At 66.7% G+C, this 2,757-nt stretch carries 2 protein-coding genes and 1 pseudogene; all 3 read right to left on the bottom strand.

All coding sequences use genetic code 11. From position 1 onward, the window contains the following. Window positions 1-359, bottom strand: a pseudogene (locus tag WAX14_RS01560) (hypothetical protein); the annotation flags it as partial. Beyond that, window positions 356-1,495: a Rieske 2Fe-2S domain-containing protein gene (locus tag WAX14_RS01555; RefSeq protein ID WP_422626339.1), complete on the bottom strand. Its 1,140-nt coding sequence runs from the start codon at window positions 1,493-1,495 to the stop codon at window positions 356-358. The gene WAX14_RS01555 and the pseudogene WAX14_RS01560, both read right to left, overlap by 4 nt. Further along, on the bottom strand, window positions 1,492-2,757 hold a 1,266-nt coding region (locus WAX14_RS01550; protein WP_422626338.1), incomplete at its 5' end, for a molybdopterin dinucleotide binding domain-containing protein. The genes WAX14_RS01555 and WAX14_RS01550, both read right to left, overlap by 4 nt.

The following is a 2,757-nucleotide window of genomic DNA, read 5'->3' as shown; positions in this document are numbered from 1 at the left end:
GCGGTGGACACGTGCCCTGAGCCGCCCGGAGCCCCGATCGAGGTGATGCCTGCGGCGAGAACCTGACCGGCGAAGAACATGCCACGAATCGCGCGGAACTCCTGCGTCCCGTACAGGTCGATGTCCTCTTCGGTCTTTGCATTGCCGTAGGCGAGGTGGGTGTGGACATCGACCATGCCGGGCATGACGAAGTGCGCCGAGGCATCGACCAACACGTCGCCCGGGGTGTCAACGAGCGTCTCGTCCAGCGCGCCAGCACGGATCTCGGTCACCTTGCCTCGGTCGAGGACGAGCGTCGACGGCCCACGCAGGTCGACGCCGTCGAAGAGCTCTCCACAGCGGATGATCGTGCGGCTCATGCCTTCCTCTCTTCATTCGTCGATGCCGACCCAATGTCCGACGCCACGACCGGTTCATCCGGCCCGTGCTCGCGGTCCAACAAGCGCTGGAGCTGTCGGCGTGCGTGCAGCCCTGCCCGATCGGCGGTCACGCTCACCTCCGGTCCGCGGGCGTACTCGGGATCGGCGTCGGCCGCCGCCTGGATGGCTTCGAGCACGACCTTGTCCTCGATGAACCCGTCGGTGATCGAGGCACGGAGCCAGTCATGGACACCATCGATGTCATGGCCGTAGTCGGTGCCGACGAACCACCAGTAGTTCGTCATCCGAGGGGACGCCGGCGTGGTGATGTGCAGGATCCGGAAGTGGTAGTCGGTGCGCTCGTCCGGCGCCGGTTCGACGAGGCGGGCGTCCATGCCGGCTTCGTGGATGGCGGGAGACAACGAACGGCCCCAGGTCGTCGAGCTCACCCTGCGCCGGCCCAGCCCGGACATCGTCGCGTCGATATGAGGAAGCGGCACGTTGTCGTAGGTGACCTCGAACCGGACTACATCGTCGATCACGCTGACGTCGGGCGGCTTGACCCACCCACGGATGCGGAACGTGTTCGCGTGGACGAAGCCGAAGTGGGTGAGGTCGAGCACGTTCTCCTTCAGACTCATGTAGTTCGCCTGCAACGGCATCGCTCCGCTCACGTGCAACCAATCGGCGTTCCCCGCCCAGTCGAACTCGGGCGGGGCGTGCTCGTCCGCCCGGTCTGGATCGCCCGTCCAGATCCACACCAGCGGGCCGATCTCACGTACCGGGTAGGCCCGCACCTCTGAGCGCGCCGGGACGTGGTCCTGGGTCGGCACGTGGACGCACCGCCCGTCCGGCGCGAACTGCAAGCCGTGATACCGGCAGCTGATGTTGTCGTCGATCACGTCGCCGAGCGACAGCGGCGCACCGCGATGAGGGCAGCGGTCCTCCAGTGCTGCCACCTCGCCCGTGGAGGTACGCCGCAGCACGACCGACCTGCCGACGACCTGCCGGCTGACCAACGCCCCTTCGGTCACCTCCGACGAGAGTGCCGCCACCCACCACATGTTCCGCGGGTAGTTGCTCTCGCCGAACGCTGCGGCCTTCATCGGTGGCCCGACCGAGACGGGATGACTCACGGGATCGGTTCGAGTCGCGCCGGCGTGTGCTTGTGATACGGCGTTCCGACGATCGGATCGCGATGGCTGGTCGTTGTCAGTTCGTTCGGCGAGACGCCCACGGGCTCGCTGTCGTCGTGACGGTCGAGGCCGAACCCATTCGGCAACGAGATGTGACCTGGCCGCATCACCTCGGTCACCTCGGCGAGCGCCTTCGCCGAACCAGCCGACGTCACCACGCGGACCGCGCTGCCGTCGACGATGCCGTACAGTTCTGCGTCGCTCGGGCTCAGGCGGAGCGATCCGTTGGGATCGCGCTTGCGCCACGTCGGATCGCGGTAGATGGTGTTCGCTGTGCTGGATCGGCGCTCGCCGGCGCTGAGCACCAGCGGAAACTCGTCGGTCGTGTACCTGGTCGGGCCGTCAGCCAGACCGGGAACCATGGCGAGCAACTCGTCAATCATCGGGTGGATCAATCCGTCCGCAGTTGCGACGTGGCTCCACCCGTCCGCGAACTCGTCCGCGGAGAACACCAGGCCGTGCTGTGAATACAGCAGGGCATCGAACAACGCCTCACCGAGCTCAAAGCCGTCTCCTTCGATACCGGCGCGGCGGACCGAATCGGGGATGCGGCCGGCCGTGTCGTGCGCGACCGCCCACAGGATCGCGGCCTGCGACCGGTCGCCAGGCAGGGTTGGACCGAGCACGTCGTACAGCAACACCGGGACGGCATGCGCCACGACCGGGTCTGCCAGCTCGGCCATCAGGGCGGCAGCGAACGACCCGCGGCCCTCGGCGAGCGCAGCGCTCAACCGCTCCCGGACGCCGTCGTTCACCAGACCGAGTTCGCGCAACAGACGCGAATGCATCTCCGGCTCGGGGAGCGTGCCGGCGAGCGGTTCGAACAACGGCGCCCGGAGTTGGAACACGTTATGGGGAAACTCGAAGTTGAAGAATGTCGCCTCCCACTTCTCGAACTGCGACGAAGCAGGGAACACGTAGTCGGCGCATCGTGCCGTCTCACTCATTGCGACATCGATGACCACGACGAACTCGAGCGCCGCCAGGGCCTCGCGCCAACGTGACGAGCCCGGCAGAGAGTGGGCGGGATTCGAGCTCTCGATGATCATCGCCCGATACCGCTCGGGGTGGTCGGTGAGGATCTCGTCACAGATCGTGTTGCACGGAACGAGCCCTGAGATCATTCGGTCCCCGGCGACAGGTGTGCGCCCGCGGTCGGCGCCACCACCCGTGATGTCGACGAGCGAGGTGTGGATGAACAC

The organism is Rhodococcus sp. (in: high G+C Gram-positive bacteria) (assembly GCF_049299235.1).
GTDB lineage: Bacteria > Actinomycetota > Actinomycetes > Mycobacteriales > Mycobacteriaceae > Rhodococcus.
Note: the sequence above shows the minus strand (reverse complement) of the source record. Positions and strands in the feature narration are given on the sequence as shown.